Source organism: Acidaminococcus timonensis, from assembly GCF_900106585.1.
GTDB lineage: Bacteria > Bacillota > Negativicutes > Acidaminococcales > Acidaminococcaceae > Acidaminococcus > Acidaminococcus timonensis.
On sequence record NZ_FNWH01000004.1, the window covers coordinates 204,389 to 225,117 of the forward strand.

General features: G+C 57.6%; 21 protein-coding genes. 6 read left to right on the forward strand and 15 right to left on the reverse strand.

Annotated elements, in window-relative coordinates:
- Positions 1 to 33 precede the first annotated feature (33 nt).
- Both BQ5462_RS01320 and BQ5462_RS01325 read left to right on the forward strand, forming a co-directional pair.
- A complete protein-coding gene (locus tag BQ5462_RS01320) occupies positions 34 to 795 on the forward strand; it encodes a hypothetical protein (RefSeq protein WP_071141645.1) in 762 nt (253 codons plus the stop codon).
- A 19-nt stretch (positions 796 to 814) separates the two neighbouring features.
- On the forward strand, positions 815 to 1,153 hold the full coding sequence (locus BQ5462_RS01325; RefSeq protein WP_143037993.1) for a hypothetical protein: 339 nt from the start codon (positions 815 to 817) through the stop codon (positions 1,151 to 1,153).
- Between the two features lie 72 nt (positions 1,154 to 1,225).
- Here BQ5462_RS01325 and BQ5462_RS01330 read toward each other — a convergent pair whose 3' ends face one another.
- On the reverse strand, positions 1,226 to 2,548 hold the full coding sequence (locus BQ5462_RS01330; RefSeq protein ID WP_071141647.1) for a CitMHS family transporter: 1,323 nt from the start codon (positions 2,546 to 2,548) through the stop codon (positions 1,226 to 1,228).
- Positions 2,549 to 2,749: 201 nt separating this feature from the next.
- On the opposite strand from BQ5462_RS01330, the gene BQ5462_RS01335 reads away from it, so the two are divergent.
- The gene (locus BQ5462_RS01335; protein WP_071141648.1) at positions 2,750 to 3,607 is read left to right on the forward strand and encodes a LysR family transcriptional regulator; all 858 of its coding nucleotides are present in this window, start codon (positions 2,750 to 2,752) and stop codon (positions 3,605 to 3,607) included.
- A 144-nt stretch (positions 3,608 to 3,751) separates the two neighbouring features.
- On the opposite strand, the gene BQ5462_RS01340 is transcribed toward BQ5462_RS01335, so the two are convergent.
- The 5 genes from BQ5462_RS01340 to BQ5462_RS01360 all read right to left on the reverse strand — a co-directional run bounded on the left by BQ5462_RS01340 (position 3,752) and on the right by BQ5462_RS01360 (position 7,808).
- Positions 3,752 to 4,297: a DUF6803 family protein gene (locus BQ5462_RS01340; RefSeq protein WP_071141649.1), complete on the reverse strand. Its 546-nt coding sequence runs from the start codon at positions 4,295 to 4,297 to the stop codon at positions 3,752 to 3,754.
- A 155-nt stretch (positions 4,298 to 4,452) separates the two neighbouring features.
- A complete protein-coding gene (locus tag BQ5462_RS01345; RefSeq protein WP_071141650.1) occupies positions 4,453 to 5,625 on the reverse strand; it encodes a sensor histidine kinase in 1,173 nt (390 codons plus the stop codon).
- Between the two features lie 2 nt (positions 5,626 to 5,627).
- Complete coding sequence (locus BQ5462_RS01350; RefSeq protein WP_071141651.1) at positions 5,628 to 6,341, reverse strand: response regulator transcription factor; 714 nt, start codon at positions 6,339 to 6,341, stop codon at positions 5,628 to 5,630.
- 65 nt (positions 6,342 to 6,406) lie between these two features.
- Positions 6,407 to 6,682 (reverse strand): hypothetical protein, encoded by a 276-nt coding sequence (locus BQ5462_RS01355; protein WP_143037994.1) that lies wholly within the window; start codon positions 6,680 to 6,682, stop codon positions 6,407 to 6,409.
- 226 nt (positions 6,683 to 6,908) lie between these two features.
- Positions 6,909 to 7,808: a metal ABC transporter substrate-binding protein gene (locus BQ5462_RS01360; protein WP_071141653.1), complete on the reverse strand. Its 900-nt coding sequence runs from the start codon at positions 7,806 to 7,808 to the stop codon at positions 6,909 to 6,911.
- 183 nt (positions 7,809 to 7,991) lie between these two features.
- On the opposite strand from BQ5462_RS01360, the gene BQ5462_RS01365 reads away from it, so the two are divergent.
- The 3 genes from BQ5462_RS01365 to BQ5462_RS01375 are packed head-to-tail and all read left to right on the forward strand — an operon-like array spanning position 7,992 to position 9,913.
- The gene (locus BQ5462_RS01365) at positions 7,992 to 8,666 is read left to right on the forward strand and encodes a metal ABC transporter ATP-binding protein (RefSeq protein ID WP_071141654.1); all 675 of its coding nucleotides are present in this window, start codon (positions 7,992 to 7,994) and stop codon (positions 8,664 to 8,666) included.
- Complete coding sequence (locus BQ5462_RS01370) at positions 8,659 to 9,477, forward strand: metal ABC transporter permease (RefSeq protein ID WP_071141655.1); 819 nt, start codon at positions 8,659 to 8,661, stop codon at positions 9,475 to 9,477. The genes BQ5462_RS01365 and BQ5462_RS01370 overlap by 8 nt, the downstream gene beginning before the upstream one ends.
- The gene (locus tag BQ5462_RS01375) at positions 9,464 to 9,913 is read left to right on the forward strand and encodes a Fur family transcriptional regulator (protein ID WP_071141656.1); all 450 of its coding nucleotides are present in this window, start codon (positions 9,464 to 9,466) and stop codon (positions 9,911 to 9,913) included. The genes BQ5462_RS01370 and BQ5462_RS01375 overlap by 14 nt, the downstream gene beginning before the upstream one ends.
- Positions 9,914 to 9,970: 57 nt before the next feature.
- Here BQ5462_RS01375 and BQ5462_RS01380 read toward each other — a convergent pair whose 3' ends face one another.
- The 9 genes from BQ5462_RS01380 to BQ5462_RS01420 all read right to left on the reverse strand — a co-directional run bounded on the left by BQ5462_RS01380 (position 9,971) and on the right by BQ5462_RS01420 (position 20,727).
- Positions 9,971 to 11,263 (reverse strand): Na+/H+ antiporter NhaC family protein, encoded by a 1,293-nt coding sequence (locus BQ5462_RS01380; protein WP_071141657.1) that lies wholly within the window; start codon positions 11,261 to 11,263, stop codon positions 9,971 to 9,973.
- A 126-nt stretch (positions 11,264 to 11,389) separates the two neighbouring features.
- Positions 11,390 to 12,910: a galactarate dehydratase gene (gene garD, locus BQ5462_RS01385; RefSeq protein WP_071141658.1), complete on the reverse strand. Its 1,521-nt coding sequence runs from the start codon at positions 12,908 to 12,910 to the stop codon at positions 11,390 to 11,392.
- 133 nt (positions 12,911 to 13,043) lie between these two features.
- The gene (locus tag BQ5462_RS01390) at positions 13,044 to 14,357 is read right to left on the reverse strand and encodes a nickel pincer cofactor-dependent isomerase, group 22 (RefSeq protein WP_071141659.1); all 1,314 of its coding nucleotides are present in this window, start codon (positions 14,355 to 14,357) and stop codon (positions 13,044 to 13,046) included.
- A gap of 162 nt (positions 14,358 to 14,519) precedes the next feature.
- Positions 14,520 to 15,839 carry an acetyl-CoA hydrolase/transferase family protein gene (locus BQ5462_RS01395; protein WP_071141660.1) on the reverse strand — a complete coding sequence of 440 codons (1,320 nt, stop codon included), beginning with the start codon at positions 15,837 to 15,839 and terminating at the stop codon, positions 14,520 to 14,522.
- A 227-nt stretch (positions 15,840 to 16,066) separates the two neighbouring features.
- Complete coding sequence (locus BQ5462_RS01400; RefSeq protein ID WP_071141661.1) at positions 16,067 to 16,420, reverse strand: VOC family protein; 354 nt, start codon at positions 16,418 to 16,420, stop codon at positions 16,067 to 16,069.
- Between the two features lie 60 nt (positions 16,421 to 16,480).
- Positions 16,481 to 18,166: a dihydroxy-acid dehydratase gene (ilvD, locus tag BQ5462_RS01405; protein WP_076978281.1), complete on the reverse strand. Its 1,686-nt coding sequence runs from the start codon at positions 18,164 to 18,166 to the stop codon at positions 16,481 to 16,483.
- A 66-nt stretch (positions 18,167 to 18,232) separates the two neighbouring features.
- Positions 18,233 to 18,763 carry a 2-oxoacid:acceptor oxidoreductase family protein gene (locus tag BQ5462_RS01410; RefSeq protein WP_071141662.1) on the reverse strand — a complete coding sequence of 177 codons (531 nt, stop codon included), beginning with the start codon at positions 18,761 to 18,763 and terminating at the stop codon, positions 18,233 to 18,235.
- 3 nt (positions 18,764 to 18,766) lie between these two features.
- The gene (locus tag BQ5462_RS01415; protein WP_071141762.1) at positions 18,767 to 19,582 is read right to left on the reverse strand and encodes a thiamine pyrophosphate-dependent enzyme; all 816 of its coding nucleotides are present in this window, start codon (positions 19,580 to 19,582) and stop codon (positions 18,767 to 18,769) included.
- The gene (locus tag BQ5462_RS01420) at positions 19,582 to 20,727 is read right to left on the reverse strand and encodes a 2-oxoacid:acceptor oxidoreductase subunit alpha (protein WP_071141663.1); all 1,146 of its coding nucleotides are present in this window, start codon (positions 20,725 to 20,727) and stop codon (positions 19,582 to 19,584) included. Before BQ5462_RS01420 ends, BQ5462_RS01415 begins: the two co-directional genes overlap by 1 nt.
- Positions 20,728 to 20,729 lie beyond the last annotated feature (2 nt).

Consider the following 20,729-nt stretch of genomic DNA (forward strand, 5'->3'; position numbering starts at 1 on the left):
GTTGATCAATTCCGGTATCCAGGAGGGATGAATATGGACAAAGAAAAAATGGATGCGTGCAAACAACGGTTACAGGAGGCCGCCCACTGGGGCAAAAGCAAACTGACTCCGAAACGGCTGAAGAAAGGGGCCGGCTGCCTGCTGGTTCTGGCCATAGCGGCTGGCGGCAGCAAGATCGCCCTGCACCAGGCCAAGGCCCAGTCCCGAGCCCAGGAAGCCCAGGCTCGCACCAAACTTCTTCAGAACATGGCCGCCCAAAACAATATCCAGCTGGTTTCCACGGACCAGGTAAAAGAAAACATTGCCAGTGCTCTGGGAACAGATCCCACCAGTATCTCTTTCCAGAGTGTGACCCTGGATGATCGGAAACCCGGCGAACCGGGCAAGGACTTCAAAAAAGACAGGAAGGACAAAAAAAAGAAAGAGCAGAAGAAGGACAGCAGGAAATACAAAGAAAGCGACAAGGGACAGGACGGGAGAAATGGTTTCCCCGGTATCCAGGGTGAACAGGATCGCCAGGGCCAGCCGCCCATGATCCCCGGACAGAATGCAAAAAATAACAGCCAGCGTCCGGACGGAATACCCGGTGAGCAGGGCCAGGAGAGCCGTCAGCCTCAGGGTTTCCCCCGGCCCCAACTGGCCAAAGAAGCCAGGGCGGATGCCTTCCCCGGTGTCTACGTAGCCCGCTGTGAAAAAGACGGCCTGCGCTACAGTTTTCTGGTGGACGCCCAAAGTGGCCAGGTCCTCCGCGGCCAGGTCCATAAAATCAACCCTCTCCAGCAGCTGTTCAGCTGAAAAAAGAAAGAAGGAATCCATGATGAAACATGTCGATCTGAAAAACCGGTTCAAAAAGGCCACCAGCCTGTTCGTCCTGGGGGTGACCCTGATTCTGGGCGCCAGCGCCCTGTCTGCCAGCGAAGCCCAGGCCGCTGTGCCCCGGGACAACGGGAACCCGCCCAGAATGGAACGCCGGAATAGTGGAGACCAGCAGAAAGCCTTTGAGAAGCGGCAGAAGGAAATCCAGAAGAAGCGGGAAGCAGAAGCCCGGAAAAGACGGGAAGCCCAGCGAAAGAACCGCAGGAAACGTCCGCCCGTCCAGCAACGGAACCATCAGCCGGACCAGAGGCCCGAAAGCATGCCCTGGAACCGATGACAAAAAAAGAGGAGGAGCTGCACTTTTACGTGCAGCCCTCCTCTTTTTCAATCCAGAGAGCGCTGTTCCGGATCACATCTGGAAAACGCCGATGGCCCCGGCCGCGAACACGGTAATGATACTCAGGACCCACAGATAGGGTGCCGAAAACTTCAGCTGGTCTTTCAGGGAAACCCCGGCCATCCCGATCAGCAGCCAGGTGGTGGCGTTGTGGGGAGTGACCATGATGCAGAAGTCCTTGCCGATCAGCATGCTCATGGCGATGTCATGGGCCGTCACACCGAATTTCTCGGCCACGCCAATGCACAGAGGCATGAAGCCAAAGAAGAAAGAGTCGGTCCCCAGCATCATGCCGAAAGGCACGGACAGGCAGCCCATGACGGTGGCCAGTTTGGGTCCCAGGGCAGTGGGCATGATGTTGATCAGGATGTTGGCCATGGATTTCATCATCCCGGTTCCGTTCAGGATCCCCAGGAAAATCCCGGTGGTCAAGAGGATCATGGGGGTGAGCAGGGCTGCAGAAGCGTGCCGTTTCACGGCGTTGGCCTGTTCTTTGGCGGAATGGAAGTTGATAATCAGGGCTGCCGCCAGGCCGATCATGAAGGCTCCGTACAGAGGGATCTTGGTGAAGCACATGAGCAGGATGACCACCAGGGTCACACCCCAGTTCACCCACACCAGTTTGGGCCGTTTCAGGCTGGGATCTGCCGGTGCATCGGCTCCGGCCATATCCAGGTCTTCGCTGAGTTCAGCGGCTTTTCCGGTGGGGTTGAGGCCGGCGCCCCGTTTCTTTTCCAGAAGGCCCATATACACACAGAACAGGAATACGATGACCAGCCCTACACCCTGCAGGGGCAGCAGTTCATGCCACAGGATACTGGCGTCGGTCTTCAGGATGATGGCCGTACGGGCCACAGGACCGCCCCAGGGGGTCAGGTTCATGATGGAGATAGCGGCAGAAATGATGCAGCACAATACCACCGGACGGATGTGCAGTTTCTTGTACAGGGGCAGCATGGCCGGTACCGTAATCAGGCAGGTCCCGGCAGTGGTGCCGTCCAGGTGGGCAATGGTGGCAATGATGCCGGTGGCGATGGTCACCAGGACGATGTTGCTCCCGGCCTTCCTGGCCAGGAAGTTCATCAGGGGATCGAACATGCCCACATCATTCATCAGCGCAAAATACACAATGGAGAACAGGAACAAGATGGCCGTGGACATGGTGGTCCCCACCCCTTTTTTGATGAAGGCGAACACTTCAGCCGGGCCGAACCCGCAGAGCAGGGCAATGATAATGGGGAATGCCACGAAAATGGGGATGGCATTCATTTTGGAGGAGATCAGGCAGTATACCACCAGCCCGATCATAATGAAACCAGCAATACCTAACAGCATAATAACTTCCTTTCCGCCTGGAGAGACTGCCGGCTCCTCTCCGCAGGCATCTGAAATTTCGATGGGTTCTGTGTCATTACAGGTTCCCATACCGATTATATGCTATTATAATAGAATTATCTGGGAAGTTTCACAAATATATTTTCCTTTTTGGCTGCGATAGCCCAAATCTATGGTTTTTTTGATACAAAAGGAGCAATTATGGATTCCAAAGACATCCTTCTTCTCAAAACCCTGTATGAAGAAAAGAACATCACCCATACTGCCAGACGGCTCTTCATCTCCCAGCCCGCCATTACGGACCGGCTGAAACGGATGGAAGCGGAATTCGGCACCACCCTGTTCATCCGCCAGCCCCGGGGCATCCGGTTCACCTCAGCCGGTGAACTGGTCCATCAGTACTGCCTGCGCACGGAAAAGGACTACCGGCAGGTACGGGCCGCCCTGGAGGGACTGGCGACCCATCCCAGCGGCACCCTGTCCATCGGCTGCTCCAACGTGTTTGCCAAATACCACATGCCCCGGCTGCTTTCCCAGTTCCAGAAAACCTGTCCCCAGATCCAGATCCACCTCCAGAGCGGATTTACCCACAACCTGTACCGGGATTTCCTCCAGGGGAAATTCCAGGTGTGCATCGTACGGGGGGACCACAACTGGACGGAGGAACGGAAATTCCTGTGGCAGGATGCCCTGTGCCTGTTCAGCCGGGATCCGGTGGATCTGGAGCGGCTGCCGGAATATCCCTACATCCACTATGTGACAGATCCCCTGCTGCAGGATGTACTGGACGACTGGTGGTATTCCCATTACCGGGAAACACCCCGGACCCTCATTGTCACCGATGCCATGGACACGGCCATGAAGATGGTTCAGCAGGGCCTGGGGTTCACCCTGCTTTCCCAGAGCTGCGGCCAGGATGCCCCGGACATCCGGCCCGTGCCCCTGACCCAGTCGGACGGGTCGCCCCTCATGCGCAAAACCTGGCTGTACTACCGCAAAGATTACCAGCTGGTATCCAGCATCAAAGCCTTCGTGGAATTTATGGACGAGCAGTACTAAAAAGGGGGTGTGAAAAAATGCTTTTTACCCCCGTCACTAGTCACTAGTCTCTAGTCACTAGCTGATGGAAGCCAGCTGACGCTAGCGAAATAAAGGCGCTGTGGATGATTTTTTCACAGCGCCTTTTTTTGCCTTGTATTCTTTTTATTTCTGCATCCCGTCCATATTGTGCTGCATACTGCCATGCTGCATGGGCATGCCATCCATCTGGTGCATCATGGCCGGAGCCGGCTGATACCCGGTGAGGGTGGGATCCACCATCCCGAACACCATGGCCACGTGGCTGACGATCAGGAACACCACCAGCCAGCCAAAATGGTGCAGCAGTTTCTTCTGGGGTTCCAGTCCCCGGCCGATGACACCCAGTTCCATGAGCGCCAGGGCGCCGAAGGGGACGATGCCCAGCAGATAGGCCCCAATGGCCAGTTCATCCGTCCAGCCCTTCCAGGCAAGGCCCGGTACCACACGGGTCAGCAGGTAGAGCACCACGCCTGCGAAATACACCCCGGCCAGGATGCTCAGGCCGTGGTTCCAGCTTTTCCAGCCGCCGGCCTGTTCCGGCCCCCGGTAGGCCATCATGAATTCCGTGGCCACCAGGGATTCCGCCAGCACCACCGGCACCACCATGAACAGGATCAGATTCCAGGGCTGGTTCTGGGCCAACAGGTCCATATAATTCGTCATAACCATTTGCACATTCGCTCCTTTAGCTGTGTCATTGATTTCATAGTCGTATTATAGGAATAAAATGTGCAGATACCGGGAAAAACTTATTAAGAAAATATGAAGAATCCAGGGACAAAAGCTCCTGTTCCGTCATCCCCTGCAGGAAAGGGCAAAATTGCCTATCGGTCCGGGAATTCAACGATGAACGCCGCGCCTCCGTTTTTCCGGTTCTCGGCCCGGATGGAACCTCCCTGGGCCTCCACAAAGCTTTTGGCCAGAGAGAGACCGATGCCGCTGCCTCCCAGGGCCCGATTCCGGGATTTGTCCCCCCGGTAGAACTGTTCGAATACGTGGGGCAGATCCTCCGGGGCGATCCCCGGTCCTTCATCGGCAATGAGCAGCCGCACGTTCTCTCCTGCCGCTTCCGTTTTCAGAAGGATGGCCGTCCCGGGGGTGGTGTACCGGATGGCATTGGTGATCAGGTTGTACAGGATCTGGTTCAGCCGGTCCGGATCCAGCTGCCGCAGCGGCAGCTCCGGAGCCAGTTCTTTCACAAAATGGAGGTTTTTCTCCTCCAGCAGGGGTTCCAGCATTTCTGCGGCCCGTTCCGTCTTTTCTCCCAGATCCATTGGCTGGAGATGGAGTTCCAGCTGATGGACCTGGGCCAGGGACAGATCCCGCAGGTCCCCCACCAGCCGGGTCAGCCGCATCACTTCTTCCTGCATGGAAAACAGTTTGTCCGGTTCCGGCTGTTCCACGCCGTCCAGCATGCTTTCCAGATGGCCCTGGAGGATGGCGAGAGGTGTCTTCAATTCATGGGCAATGTTGGCCAGCAGCTCCTGGCGGTTGTTTTCGTTCACCGCCAGCTCCGCGGACATCTGGTTGAACACCGCTGCCAGCTGTCCCACTTCATCCCGGGTTTCCACCGGGACTTCCTGTTTCAGTTCCCCCTGGCGGATTTTTTCTGCCGCCCGGGACAGCTGCCGCAGAGGACGGGTGATGTTCCCGGACAGGAAATAACTCACCACCAGTCCGATTCCGGCAAAAAGGAATCCGATCCACCACAGGGATCTGTGATAGGATTCCACAAAAGTCCGTTCCGCAGCGCCCAGCATCATCCGGTGGTGCATGCCTCCCATGCCCATACCGCCACCCATCATGCCGTGACCCATACCATGGCCAAAGCCGCCGCCCTGCCCGTTCTGCCCTGCCAGGGCAGAGGGGTCCTGGAGATACTGGAAAAAGTGGGTTTCCATCTGCTGGTTGCAGATATAGATCACCACCAGGGCACAGACCAGGATCAGCACAAAAGTGCTCAGCATCATTTTATACCGGACACTGTGAAAGCGCATGGTCAGCCTCCAAATTTATACCCGATCCCGTACACCGTCAGGATGTACCGGGGATTCTTCGGTTCCGTCTCGATTTTCCGCCGCAAATTCCGGATATGGGCGTCAATGGTCCGTTCATACCCATCGAAGGCGAAGCCATGACTGTTTTCCATTAATTGCAGCCGGTTGAACACTCTTCCAGGACTTTTCATAAGGACTTCCAGCAGGCTGAACTCGATGGGTGTCAGTTCAATGGATTCCCACCGATCTGCGGATGCGTTGAACCGCAGGACTTCGTGCCGGTCCTGGTCCAGTTTCAGGTTCCCCACCTGGAGCACGGCGGAAGGAGCCGTTTCCGCCTTCTGGCCATAGGCCCCGTAGGTACGCCGCAGCAGGGCCCGGACCCGGGCCACCAGTTCCCGCATGCTGAAGGGTTTGGTCACATAATCATCCGCCCCCAGTTCCAGCCCCATGAGCCGATCGAATTCCGCATCCCGGGCCGTGAGCATGATGATGGGTACCGTACTTTCCTGACGGATGGTCCGGCACACATCCCGGCCATCGATCCTGGGCAGCATCAGATCCAGCACCAGCAGCTGGGGATGGTCCCTGCGGAACACCTGCAGGGCTTCTTCCCCGTCCCGGGCCGTGAGTACCCCAAACCCTTCCTTCGTAAAGTAATTTTTTAAAAGTCCCAGCAGTTTGGGATCGTCATCCACCAGCAGAACGGAATACATGCGTGGCACCTCCTGTCGGGACTATTATACAAAAAGGGCTGTTGCCTGCGCAACAGCCCTTTGCCTTACTTCTGCCCCTGGTTCCCTTCATTGCCATCGTCCTGCCAGCAGGGCGGCTGACCGTTCCAGCAGCCACCCCGGCGGCCGCCCCGGTAATGGCGCCCGTTCTGGTCGTAATAGGGACATCCAACCTGGTTGTCCAAGGTTTGTACAACCGGCTGGTTATCGGGTTTCCCTTCCCCCGCATGGACAGCGCCCACATGGAACATCCCGGGCCCGGCCACAGCCCCGGCCGCAAAGAAGACAGCACCCATGGCCAGCATCTTGATCGATTGTTTCATTGTGATCATCCTTTCTTCCATTCTCCAGTTCGTTTTCCTGTTCCTTTTCTCTGGTTCCATTATACAACGGCTCTGTGCAGAAGATGTTGGGGAAATATGAAGAAAATGTTAAGGTGGATACACCGCCTTACCATTTTCAGTCACGAGTCTCTAGTCACTAGTCTCTAGCCGATGGAAGCCAGCTTACGCTGGCCTTGAATCATATATAGTCCTCCGGACCCATTACTCATTTTAAGCTCTCATAAATCCGTTCCAGGTTCTCTTCCATCTGCTGCAGGTAGTCCCCTTCCCCTTCACTCCCTTCCAGGGTATGGATGGGCACCACTTTCGCCCCCACTTCCCGTGCCAGGGACTGGCTGGTCTTGGGGCTCACCGCCGCTTCCGTGAAGATGGTCTTCACACCCCGTTCCCTGCAGAACTCCACCAGGGCGGCCAGCTGCCGGGCATTGGGTTCCCCGCTGGCGAACACCCCTTCCACACTGCTCTGTTCCAGGCCGAAATCCCGGCACACATAGGCAAAGGCCGCATGGCCTGTCACAAAATCTTTCCGGTGTACCTGACGGAATTTCTCTTTATACTTGCCCTCCAGGGTCTGCAGCCGGGCAATGAACTTGTCCGCATTGGCTTCATAATAGGCCCTGTTGGCCGGATCCGCCTTGGCCAGGCCATCGGCAATGGCCCGTGCCTCCAGTTGGGCACAGGACGGACTCAGCCAGGCATGGGGATCATACTGGCCGTGTTCCCGGATTTCCTCTTTTTCTTCATTCTGGATGGGCTGCACCTGTTGGGCCGCCACCACCTGGACCAGGTCCTTATTTTCCGCAGCCTTCACCATTTCCTCCGCCCAGGGTTCCATACCCAGGCCCTGGATGACCAATACCCGGGCCCGGCTCAGGTCTTTCATACTGCGGGTGGTGGGCTGGAATTCGTGGGGCTCCGTTCCCTCAGGGATCAGGGTGCGCACGTCCACTTTATCGCCACCAATGGCCTGTGTGATTTCCTTCATGGCATAAAAGCTGGTCACCACCGGCAGTTTGCCTCCATCCGGTTTCTCTGCTTTCGGTGCGCCGCATCCAGCGGCCAGCAGCAGCAGGACGGAACAAAAGAGGTAGAGCAATCGTTTCATGGGTTGTTAATCCTTTCCTTTTGATCAATCGAAGCATCCATTGCAAAAGGGCCTTGGGATTTCTTACAGGTCCTATATGCAAATGATTTGCATTTTCGCGAAAAATATCATAACATATAGAGTACGTTCCGTCAATAAACGCGAATCATTTGCATTTGCTTTCTAAAAAGGAGACCTTTTCTCATGCTTTCCATTTCTCATCTGACCTTTGCCTATGAGCAGGGTCCCGCCCTTCTGAAGGATCTTTCCATGGAAATCCGCGATGGGGATTATGTGGCCATCGTAGGCGAAAACGGCAGCGGCAAAAGTACCCTGGTGAAGCTGATCCTGGGGCTGCTCTCCCCCAGCCGGGGGACCATCCGCAGCACCTTTCGGCGTCCGGCCTACGTTCCCCAGCCTACGGACATGGTGAACAAGCAGTTCCCCATTACCGTCTATGAAGTGCTGGACTACACCCGCCAGGTCCTTCATATCAGGGACAGGGCCGCTACGAGCCGGGCCCTGGAGCGCATGCACATCACCGATCTCAGGGACCATCTGATCGGCGCCCTGTCCGGGGGCCAGTACCAGAAAGTCATGATTGCCAAAGCCTTGCTGGGCAAGCCCGACCTGATGATCTTCGATGAGCCCTCCACAGGTATGGACCTGAAGAGCCAGGATGACCTGTACCCCCTGATCCATCAGCTGAACGAAGAGCAGGGCATCACCATCATCACCGTGGAGCACAACCTGCGCTATGCAGCCCATCAGGCCACCAGCTTTTTCCACGTGGTCCGGGGCCAGGGCCATTTCTGCTCCCCTCATGAATACATCCGGGAATACCTGGCAGAAAACGGAGGTGACTGTGCCCATGTTTGACTACGCATTCATGCGGAACGCCTTTATGGTGTCCGTGCTGATTTCCCTGATCTGCCCCCTGATCGGGACCTTCCTGGTGCTGCGGCGGTACTCCATGATTGGAGACGCCCTGGCCCATGCCTCCCTGGCCGGGGTGGCCACAGGGCTGCTGTTCCACACCAACCCCATCCTCAGCGCCTTCTGCCTGACCTCCTTCTTCGGACTCCTGATCGAAGCCCTGCGGGAAAAGTTCCGGCGTTATGCAGAGCTGACCCTGGTGATTGTCCTCTCCCTGTCCGTAGGGATCGCCATTACCATCATCAGCAGCGGCCTGGTCCACGCCAATGTGGATTCCTTCCTGTTCGGCAGCATCCTGACCGTAAGCCAGGGGGAAGTGACCACGGTGGCCATCCTGACTCTGGTAAGCCTGCTCACCATTTTCAGCCTGTTCCCCCAGCTGGTGCTGCTGGCCTTCGATGAGGACGGTGCCCGGATTGCCGGAGTGAAGGCCCGGGCCATCAACTACATCTTCTCCATCCTGGTGGCTGCCACCATTTCCGTTTCCATCCGCATCGTAGGCATCCTGGTGATCAGCTCCCTGATCGCCCTGCCGGTGGCCACGGCCCTGCAGCTCCACCAGGGCTTCAAGAAGACCATGGTGCTGGCTGTGGTGTTCAGCTTCATCGACGTGATGGCCGGCCTGGTGCTTTCCTACTATGCAGGCGCAGCCCCCGGCGGCATTACCGCCATCGTGTCCGTCCTGCTGCTCCTGCTGGTGCTGTTCTACCAGCAATTCCAGGACAAACGGGAGGCACGCCATGCACAAGACTGAATTGCCGCTGGATGCCCGGGGCCTGATCCGCCAGACCGGCCTGAAATGTACCTCTGCCCGGATCCAGGTGCTGCAGCTGCTCCTTGCCCAGCAGGAAGTGCTCAGCGCCGATGAGGTATTCGAAAAACTGCACCAGGACGGCGCCAAATTGAACTTTTCCACAGTGTACCGGATCCTGGAAAGCTTCACAGAGAAAAAACTGACGGAAAAAGTGCTGCTGCCCCAGAGCCGGAAATACGGTTTCCTGGTGTACACCCTGAGCCATACCCACCATCTGATCTGTCTGGGCTGCCACAAAGTGGTGAACCTGGAAGGCTGTCCTCTCCACGGTTTTGAAGAAGAACTGGCCCGGAAGACCCACTTCCAGATTGTAGGCCATGCGTTGGAACTGTACGGCTATTGTGAAGAATGCCAGAAAAAAGGACTTCCCCGATAAGAGAAGTCCTTTTTTAGTGGGTAGTGACTGGTGCCTCACGGCTTCTCCTGTCCGGTCCTAGTGCGGGTGCACCCGCGACTGCAGGTACCCCCACAGGGGCAGCAGCACCAGGTACACCCCCAGCGCCACGGCCTCATGGGGGGCTCCGGTGGTATCCAGGATGGTGGCACAGGCAATGGACCAGGGGATCAGGGGCGAAATCACCACCGCCGTATTCTCCAGATCCAGGGCCAGCCGGGACCGGTCCTTTACAAAGGGTGCGCACAGCTGATGGGTCAGTACGATGCTCAGGGTCTGGTTGCAGGACACCATGCCCGTAAAGAGCGCCGCCAGGATGATGGACAGGTAGGTCCCCACCTTCTTCTCCAGCTTCTGGAACAGGGTCTCGATGCCGTCCAGCAGGCCCGTTCCCTTGAAGATGCCCCCGAAGGAGGCCGACAGGCACACAATGGAAGCCACCCGAAGCATGGACACGATGCCGCCCCCACTGAGCATGCCTGCATACTGGGGATCGGACAGCTGATAGCCGGTCACCATGATCCGCAGCAGGTATCGCACCGGCCAGCCCTGGACGAAATGGCTCAGGGCAAAAGCGCACACAATGCTCACCAGCATGTTCTTCTTCACCGAGACCCGGAAGAAGCTGAGCACCAGGATGCTCACCGCCGGCAGTACCAGCCAGGGGGTGAAGTTGTACAGGTCGTACAGTCCGCTGACCATATCCCCCACCTTGCCCACGCCGGGCAGCGCCAGCCCCAGGCCCAGATAGAACACACTGGCCACGGTGAAGGGCACCACAGTGAACCGGGCCATATTGGCGATATTCTTATAGATATCCGTCCCTGTCAACACACTCACCAGCAGGGCACTGGTAGAAACCGGGCTCATCCGGTCGCCAAAATAGGCTCCTGCCAGGATGGCGCCGCCGCTGTACAGGCCGGACACCCCCAGGGTCTCCCCCAGAGACAGGGTAATGACGCCCATGGTGGCCGCTGTGCCAAAAGCCGTCCCCAGCAGGAACGACACGGCACAGTTCAGCCAGAAGGTCAGCAGAAGGAATACGCTGGGCCGGATGAACTGCACGGCCAGGGCGATGATATACCCGATGGTCCCCGACGCCCGCCACAGTGCCGTCAGCATGCCGATCAGCAGGAATACCAGGAAAATGGTTTTCACCGACAGCACCCCCTGCCAGGCCATACCGGCCACCTGCCGGAAGGAAAAGCCCTTGTGGAGGCCGTAGCCGAAGAACAGGCAGAAACCGATGGCCAGGGCCCCCAAAAGGGGCAGCCCGGTCAGGATGAACAGGAACAGGATGAGGCAGAACGCCCCCAGGATGAGATTTTCCATATACAAAGACTCCAAAATACAACGTAAAATCAATCCGGATCCAGTTGTGTTTCCCCGCCCTTTTCACAGCCGTGGCGGGAAGGACAAAACAAGGGCTGCCGCACCTGCGACAGCCCTTTCATTATATCACGTAATCGGTGCCGGATTGAAGATACACAGGTCATTATGGAAACCGTACTGGTCGCTGTAGGGTTTCTTCCTGCCGCTGGCCACATCCAGGATGAAGTGGAAGATCCGGGTCCCCACTTCCGGAATGGTAGCCTCCCCGGTGGCCACCCCGCCGGCAGAAATATCGATCAGGTCGAACCATTTGTCCTTCATTTCATTCCGGCTGCACACCTTGATCACCGGCGCAATGGCCAGGCCGTAGGGGGTGCCCCGTCCGGTCATGAACACCTGCAGGCCAATGCCCGAAGCCAGCTGGCTGGGTCCGCAGACGATATCGCTGGCCGGGGTAGCCGCATAGATCAGACCGTGTTTCGTGGGCTTTTCTGCCGGGGACAGGACTTCCACGATGGGACTGGTGCCGCTTTTGGCAATGGAGCCCATGGCCTTTTCCACAATGTTGGCCAGGCCGCCCTTCTTGTTCCCCGGCGTGGGGTTGGCATCCCGGTCCACGCCGCCTTCTGCCAGGTAGTCATCGTACCATTTCATTTCCGCAGCCAGCTTGTCCCGCACTTCCCTGTTCACACAGCGGGCGGCCAGCATGGGGACCCCGTCCCTGACTTCCGTCACTTCGCTGAACATCACCGTGGCGCCGCCCTTGACCAGCATGTCGGCTGCATAGCCGGCACTGGGGTTGGCCGTCAGCCCGGAAAAGGCATCGGAACCACCGCACTGCAGCCCTACCACCAGTTCACTGAGAGGCAGTTCTTCCCGGCGGCGCTGTTCCAGCTTCTGCAGCTTTTTTTCGGCCATATCCAGAATGGCCTGCATCATGGCATCATGACCATGGTAATCCTGCAGGGTCAGGCAATTGTCCGGATTGATTTCCTCCGGTTCCAGCAGCCGGTCATAGGTCAGCTTTTCGCAGCCCAGACCGATGACCATGATCTGGCCCCCAAAGTTGGGATGGCGGATCAGGTTCCGTACCGCCCGGATGGGGATTTTGGCCAGAGGCGCATTGATGGCCACCCCGCAGCCATAGGGATGGTTCACGGCCACCACATCATCCACATGGGGATACTTGGGCAGAAGCTCCTTTTTGATCCGGTCCACGGCCACATTCACCACCCCGGCCGCACACTGCACGGTGGTGACGATTCCCAGCAGGTTCCGGGTCCCGGCCGGACCCACCTGATTCCTGTATCCCATCCAGGTGGTCTCCGGTGGATCCGGCAGTTCTTCTTTGGGCACAATGTGGGTGGCATAGGGCAGATCATGGAGGGCCGGACTTTCCGGCAGATCCAGCATATGTTCGTTGATCCAGCTGCCTTTGGGAATGGCCTCCTTTGCATAGCCCAGGACCACCCCGTAACGGATGATCTCGCCCCCTTTGGGGATGTCCACCAGGGCGATCTTATGGGCCTGGGGAATGGGCTGCAGGGCAAACACTCCCGGCAGTGCTTCCGTTCCCACAGGCAGGTCGTGGACGGCAATGGCTACATTGTCCTTCTCCTTGACCTTGATGACAAGCGGTACAGTCATGTTGGTATCAGTCCTTTCTGTTAGAACCCACCACCAGCCATTCGGCTGGTCCCCCGCCCTTGAAAAGGGCGGATATAAAAGAGGGTTAAATTTTCGTCAGCAGGGGTCCCTCCTTCGCGGATAGAAAGGCGGGTTAAATTTTTGTGATCAGGGCCCCTTCCTCATCGAACTCCAGGGGAGCCGGCTGGTCCAGGGCTTTCACGTTGGGATATTTCCCGGCCACCACATCCTCATAGTAACTTTCACTGAGCATGATGGTACCGATATGGGACGTGTTGGGAATCCGGACCACCCGCACCTTATCCGGTGCCCGGTCCACCCCGTTGGTTGTGCGGATGCACAGCTGGACGGCTTCCTTGTCCGTAGGGACCACAAACGGGATCATCCCCGATTTGAACACCGTATTGGTCACGATGTTGGGATACATGGCGTCCATGTCGATTTTATCAAACAGCCGGGCCGTGATGCAATTGGCCAGTCCTATGCCCAGGGAATTCCCATGACTGGCCTCCGACAGGTCCAGGAAACAGGTCCGCTGGACTTTCAGCCCCCCATGGGCATATTCTGTGGAGAACGTCCCTGCAATGTTGGGATCCACTCCCGTTCCGGAGTAATTCTTGCCGATCTCGTCCACCACCAGCACGTCTGCCTCCTTCACCAAAATGGAAGGCATGTTGGCAAAGGCGAATTTCAGCCATCTGGCTTCTTCCTCGATCAGATTGGGGGTATCCAGCGCCACGATCCTGCAGGTTTCATCGTAGGCATTTTCGATGCAGGGAATGGCAAACAGGATGGGCGCCTTTTCCAGGAACACCCTGGCCATGGAGGGAATGTGCTGGGCAATCCGGCCCATGCCGTCTGCGTGGACGTTTTCAGCGCCTTTCTGCTTGCCCAGCCCTACGGCCATCATCTTGCAGGGGCCGCTTTCCACCTTGCCCCGGAAGGCATTGTGGGGTTTCAGCCGGCAGGAGATGATGATGCCATCGGCTTCGTAGGCCTGTTTGTCCATGTATACCGGGCGGCCGCTTTCGGATTGTCCCAGATACACCGTTTCCATAGAGCTGATGATGGGACACCCCATGGCCTCTTCGGTGATGCCATACCCGTTCAGGATGGCCAGCTGCCCTTCCGCTGTGGCGCCGCCGTGGCTGCCCATAGCCGGTACGATGAAGGGATGGGCACCCCGCCGCTTGCAGAAGTCCACCACCGCCCTGGTGATGATGTCCACATTGGCCACCCCGCGGCTGCCTGCGGTAATGGCAATGCGCATGCCAGGCTGGACCTTGCTCACAAAAGGTTCCCGGCTCAGTTCTTCATTCACCACCCCCGGAATGCTTTCCGGCGGGAGGACCGGGCGGGGAAAAGTCTGGCTGGCCCGGAACATCCGGGGCAGGGGCACATCTGCCAGCAGCTGGGAGACCACACCACCCCGACTGGTGATTTTCATGAAAGTCACTCCTTCCCTTCAGATTTTTCTGATACCTTCATTGTAGTGGCTGAATGACTATAAATCAAATTCATTGTTTTTAGTGTTTTCCTTAAATAAATTAAGGGGTGTGAAATTTTTCACACCCCATCACGGGTCACCAACCCATGGCCCTTTGTTTCTTTACCCAAATACTTTGTCCGCATATTCCGTCAGTTCTGCACGGAAGTCCGGATGAGCCACCGCAATCATGGCCTGGGCCCGTTCCTTCAGGGAAAGCCCGGTCAGATGGGCCACCCCGTATTCTGTGGCCACATTCTGGATCAGGGCCCGGGGACCGGAAATGGCACTGCCTGCAGGGATGGCCGGCAGGATGTTGGAATGGCGTACGCCCTTCTTGTCCACCCGGGACGATTCGATACAGATGTACCCTGCACCGCCCCGGCTCAGGAAGGCCCCTTCCAGGAAGTCCAGCTGGCCGCCCACGCCGGACAGCTGCCGGGTGCCTACGGATTCAGCGTTCTCCTGGCCCATCAGGTCCAGCTGCACGCCGCCGTTGATGCTGATATAGTTGGAGATCTTCTCCATGACCCGGGGATTGTGCACATATTCCACATCCGCCGGATAAAACAGGTCAGGATGTTCCTGCAGCCAGTCATACAGTTCCTGGGAGCCGCTGGCCAGGTTCCAGGTGCTGCGGCCGGTCTGGACTTCCTTTCTGGCGTTGGTCAGCTTGCCGGCCTTGTACAGAGCCAGGAACGCATCGCTGATGGTCCCGGTGTGGCAGCCCAGATCTTCCTTGTCGCTTTGGGCCAGCAGCTGGGCAATGGTAAAGGGAATGGTGCCCACACCCAGGCTCAGGGTGGCTCCATTGGGGATTTCCGCCACCACATTCCGGGCAATCTGCAGGTCTGCTTCGCTGGGGGTCCGATACCCGGAGGTGCACAGGGGGCCATGTTCCCCCTCCATGATCACATCGGCTTCGTCCAGGCTGACCCGGTGGGAGCCGTCCACCCCCTGGAGGGTGGGCATGTGTTCATTGATTTCAAAGACCACTGTGCGGGCTTTCTTCATAATGGCTCTCCAGCCGTAGCTGGCCAGTCCCAGGCCGCAATAGCCGTTTTCGTCCGGTTTGGACACGGGGATCACGGCCACATCCACCTTCAGATACTCCCGGTACATTTCCGGCAGCAGCCGCAGCAGCATGGGCACGAAGCTCAGGCGCTTCTGGGTGAACATTTTCCGTTCGTAGGCGCCCAGATGCCAGCTGTAGTAGTGGAAATGCTTCATTTCCGGATCGCAGTCCACCGTGTGGATGAGGGGGCGATACACCAGGCCGCCCCGGATCTTCACATCCGTCAGTTCATCCCGGCGGGCTGCCAGGGCCTCATCGAACAGTTCGGGAAACCCGTTGCCGAATCCGAAATCCACCCAGTCGCCGTTTTTGACCACTTTGGCTGCTTCCGCCGGGGTCATGATCTTGTTGCGGTATTTTTCTAACATAAATGATATTCCTCCCTGTACATTGGATAAAGAACCCACCATCCGCCATTCGGCAGGTCCCCCGCCCTTAAAAGGGCGGATATCCCTGTGATCGGTTGTTTATCGTTTCTCTCAATGAACGATGGATCTACCCATAGGATAAACGCCGGAACCCTCCTTGTCAAAAGGGTTCCGGCGTCATCATAGAGGGGTATGGTTTGTTTCTTTTCAGGAGTCGTCTTACACAATCATTTGGTGAGATGGAAGGAAAAGCCTCCGATGTCCCCGTCCAGATAGACGAAGATGACTTTTCCGTCAGCATCCCGGCGAATGGTCTCTTCCTTGAAGGAAATGCCCTTCTTCGCCAGATCCGCCATGGCCAGCTCCACATCTGGAGTCTGCAGAGCGATGTGGCCATGTTTGCCGCGGGTGCTGTCCTTCATCACTTCGAACATATTGGAAACGAAGATGTGTGTGTCATTCTCGTTTCCCGGTTCCAGGTCGAACAGGCTGCATAAGAGGGATACCAGCTGTTTGGCCTCTTTCTCGTCGGCACAATTGATGCCCACGTGTTTCAGGGTATACTTGATTTTTTCTGCCATGATCCAATGCCTCCTTCAGGATGGGAAACGGCTTGCTAGGGGAACCGTTTCCCGCTATCCTTATTCTACATGAAGGACGGCCCCTTTGTCAGCAGAAGAAACCAGGGCTGCATATTTTTTCAGCAGCGGGGAAGTGGCTTTCACCACCGGTTTGAAATGCTTCTTCCGTTCTGCAAGCACTTCCTCAGATACATCCACTTTCAACACCCGGTTGGGGATGTCGATATGGATCACGTCCCCGTCTTCCACCAGTCCGATGGGACCGCCGGCAGCCGCTTCCGGAGAAACGTGGCCGATACATGGTCCACGGGTGGAGCCGGAGAAGCGCCCGTCCGTCACCAGAGCGGTGCTTTCGTCCATGCCGCGGCCTACCAGGAGCGCCGTCACCAGGTACATTTCCCGCATGCCGGGGCCGCCCTTGGGGCCTTCATACCGCAGTACGATCACCGTACCCGGTTCGATTTCGCCGGCTTCGATGGCTTTGATGGAATCCTCCATGCTGTCGAACACCCGGGCTTTGCCGGTGAACACATGCATGCTGGGTTTCACGCCGCTGGCCTTGACCACAGCACCGTCGGGAGCCAGGTTGCCCCGCAGGATGGCAATGCCGCCTTCCTTGTTCTTGGGTTTGCTCCGAGGGAAGATCACATCGTTTTCCACCAGAGGCTGGGCTGCGATGTTCTCCTTCAGGGTATGGCCGGTGACCGTGATATGATCTTCCAGCTTGTCCTCGATGGCTTTCAGCACTGCAGGGATGCCGCCGTTCTCATGGAGCACGCCCACTGCGTATTTCCCGGAGGGACGCAGGTTGCACAGGTAGGGTACTTCCCGGCTGACCCGGTCGAAATCTTCCAGGGTCAGGTCCACATGGGCCTCATGGGCAATGGCCATCAGGTGCAGCACCGAGTTGGTGGAAGCGCCCAGGGCCATGACGGCCTTCACCGCATCCAGCAGGGCCGGACGGGTCAGGATCTGATCGGTGGTGATGCCTTCCTTGACCATGGCCACGATCCGTTTGCCGCTGGCCCGGGCCAGTCTCCGTTTTTCGGCAGAGACGGCGGGGGAAGTCCCCATCCGGGGCAGGGTCAGTCCCAGCACTTCGGCCAGGCAGCTCATGGTGTTGGCCGTCCCCATCATGGAACAGGAGCCCACGGTGGGCAGGGAAGCCATTTCCATTTTCCGCAGTTCTTCATAGGTCATCTTGCCCACCTGATACTGGCCCACGAATTCCCGCAGGTTGCTCAGGCAGATGTTGTCGTACCCGTCACAGTGGCCGGCAATCATGGGGCCGCCGGTGACGATGATGGCCGGGATCTTCATCCGGGCTGCGGCCAGGATCATCCCGGGGACGATCTTGTCGCAGCTGGCCAGCATCACCACAGCATCCAGCTGGTTGCCCTGGACCACCGCTTCCACCGAGTCCGCAATGATTTCCCGGCTGGGCAGGGAATACCGCATGCCGCTGTGCCCCTGGCACAGGCCATCGCACAGGGCGATGGTATCAAATTCCCGGGGAATGCCCCCGGCTTCCAGGATGCCGTCGCTCACATCCCTGGCCAGTTCTCGCAGGTGGATATGGCCGGGTACCAGTTCACTGAAGGAATTGGCGATCCCGATGATGGGTTTCCGAAAATCGTCCTCTTCCAGGCCCATGCTGTACAAGAGAGCCCGGTTGCCGCTCCGGCCGACCCCATTGACCATGATTCCACTGCGGGTATCCTTATAATGCAATTCATTTCCGCTCATGGAGTTCTACCTCAATTCATTCTGATTTGGTCAGTCACCAGTCACTAACCACTACTCACTAACCCCTTATTCCAGGGTCAGTCCTTTTTCAAATGCCTTCCGGTTGCTGTCAATGACTTTCTGCTTGCCGGCGAATCGTTTTTCGATGCCCTGTTCCACGCTTTCCGGTTGCAGCAGGCCTGTTTTCTTCATCATGGCCCCCAGGGCGATGAAGTTGGCGCTCTGGATGCTGCCCAGTTCCACGGCCAGTTTCCGGAAGGGATGGCCGATCTGGATCCCTTTGGAGCCTTCTTTGGGCTTCACTTCGTCAGAATCATAGAACACCAAGGTGTCATCGGTGAATTTGTCCACATACCGGTCATAGGCAACCTGGGCCAGGCACAGAATCAGATCCGGCACTTCCACGTTGGGATAGCCCACCAGTCCATCGCTCAGGACCACATCGGTCTTGGTAAAGGTTCCCCGGGCTTCTGCCCCGTAGGATGCACTCATGGTGGCATTGATATTTTCTTCGTTCAGGGAGGCCAGTCCCATGACTTCACCTACGGAGACTACGCCCTGGCCGCCCACACCGGACAATACGATTTCTTTTTTCATAACTTAACCCTCGATTCTGTTGGCATCGATGATGCGCTTGTAGCTGGTGTAGTAGTCATCCCGCGGTTCATTCTTCAGGCAGCCCACCACAATCTTGCCCTTCAGTTCTTCGTCACTCATTTTGGCAGCCTGGGCCACGGTGACGCTCTGTTCGTTCATCAGCTGCATCATATGGGAAACAGCCCCCAGTTTGTTAAACTTGCCGAAGTGGGTGGGGCAGGCACTCATGACTTCCACCAGGGAGAACCCTTTCACCTGCATGGCTTCCTTGATCAGCTTCCGCATCATGATGGGATTGTAGGCGGTGGCCCGCCCTACGTAGGAAGCACCGGCTGCCATGGCCAGCTTGCACACGTCGAAGTTCTGTTCGATATGGCCGTAGGGAGAGGTCTGGGTGATGCTGTGGGTGGGGGTGGTCCCGGAGTACTGGCCGCCGGTCTGCCCATAGTTGTAGTTGTTGGAGATGATGGCCGTCACGTTGATGTTCCGGCGGGCAGCGTGGATCAGGTGGTTGCCCCCGATGGTGGTGCCGTCGCCGTCACCCATGGTGCACAGCACATGGAGATCCGGATTGCCCAGGGCTACGCCGGTGGCTGCTGCCAGGGCACGTCCGTGGGTCACGTGCATGCAGTTGATGTCCAGATAGTCATCCACACGGCCGAAGCAGCCGATACCGGATACCAGGGCGATGTCGTGCTTGTCCAGGCCCAGTTCTGCCAGCACCGCAGCGATGGACTGCAGCACGATACCGTGGCTGCAGCCGGCACACCAGGTGTGGGGCAGTTTGTCGAACAGCATATAGTCTTTAAAGGATTTCATCATCTTTCACTCTCCTCATAAACATCCACGATCTGCTGCGGGGTGATCAGGATCCCGTCGGTCCGGTTGGCTTGCAGCACTTTGCAGCCGTAGTCGTTGTACTTCCGGACTTCCCCGGCCAGCTGGCCCAGGTTCAGTTCGGGTACGATCACCGTTTTGGCCTGCTGCAGGGCAGCGCGGATTTCTTTTTCCGGCATGGGCCATACAGTGACCAGCTGCAGCAACCCGGCTTTGACGCCTTTCTTCCGCAGGATTTCGATGGCGCTCAGGGAGCTCCGTACGGAGCAGCCGAAGGAGATCAGGACCACATCCGCATCCTCCATCTGGTATTTCCGGGTGATGGTGATGTCATCCACATGTTTTTCGATCTTGTCCACCAGGTAATGGGTCACCCGGTCGATGTTTTCCGGAGAGGGGCAGAACTCCCCTTTTTCATCGTGGGTAGAGCCGGTGGTCCGCATCAGCAGGTTCCGGTCGCCTACACCCACCATGGGAGCCACTTCCGTACCGCTGTAATCATAAGGATGGAATTCAGATTGTTTCGTGGTGGCCGGCGCTTTCCGGTTCACGATTTCGTCCGGTTCCGGTTCCCGGATGGTCAGGGTTTCCCGCAGGTGTCCTACCACTTCATCGGCCAGGAAGATGACCGGCGTACGGTATTTTTCAGCCAGGTTGAAGGCCGTAATGGACAGGTCGTAGCAATCCTGTACGGAGGAGGGGCTGAGGGCGATGATGCTGTGATCCCCGTGAGTCCCGTACCGGGCCTGCATCAGATCGCCCTGGGCCGGTTTCGTGGCAGCACCGGTGGACGGGCCGCTGCGCTGTACGTTATACAGCACGCAGGGCAGTTCGCTCATGATGCCCAGGCCCAGGTTTTCCTGCATCAGAGAGAAGCCCGGGCCGCTGGTGGCGGTGAAGGCCTTCTTCCCGGCCAGGGAGGCCCCCAGCAGAGCGGCCATGGAGCTCAGTTCATCTTCCATCTGGATGTAGATGCCGCCGTGGCGGGGCAGTTCCTTGGCAGCGGCCTTGGCCACTTCAGAACTGGGAGAAATGGGGTACCCGGCGAAGAACCGGGCGCCGGCAGCGATGGCACCTGCGGTCATCGCTTCGTTGCCTTCCATGAATTTCTTTTCTACCTTAGCCATAT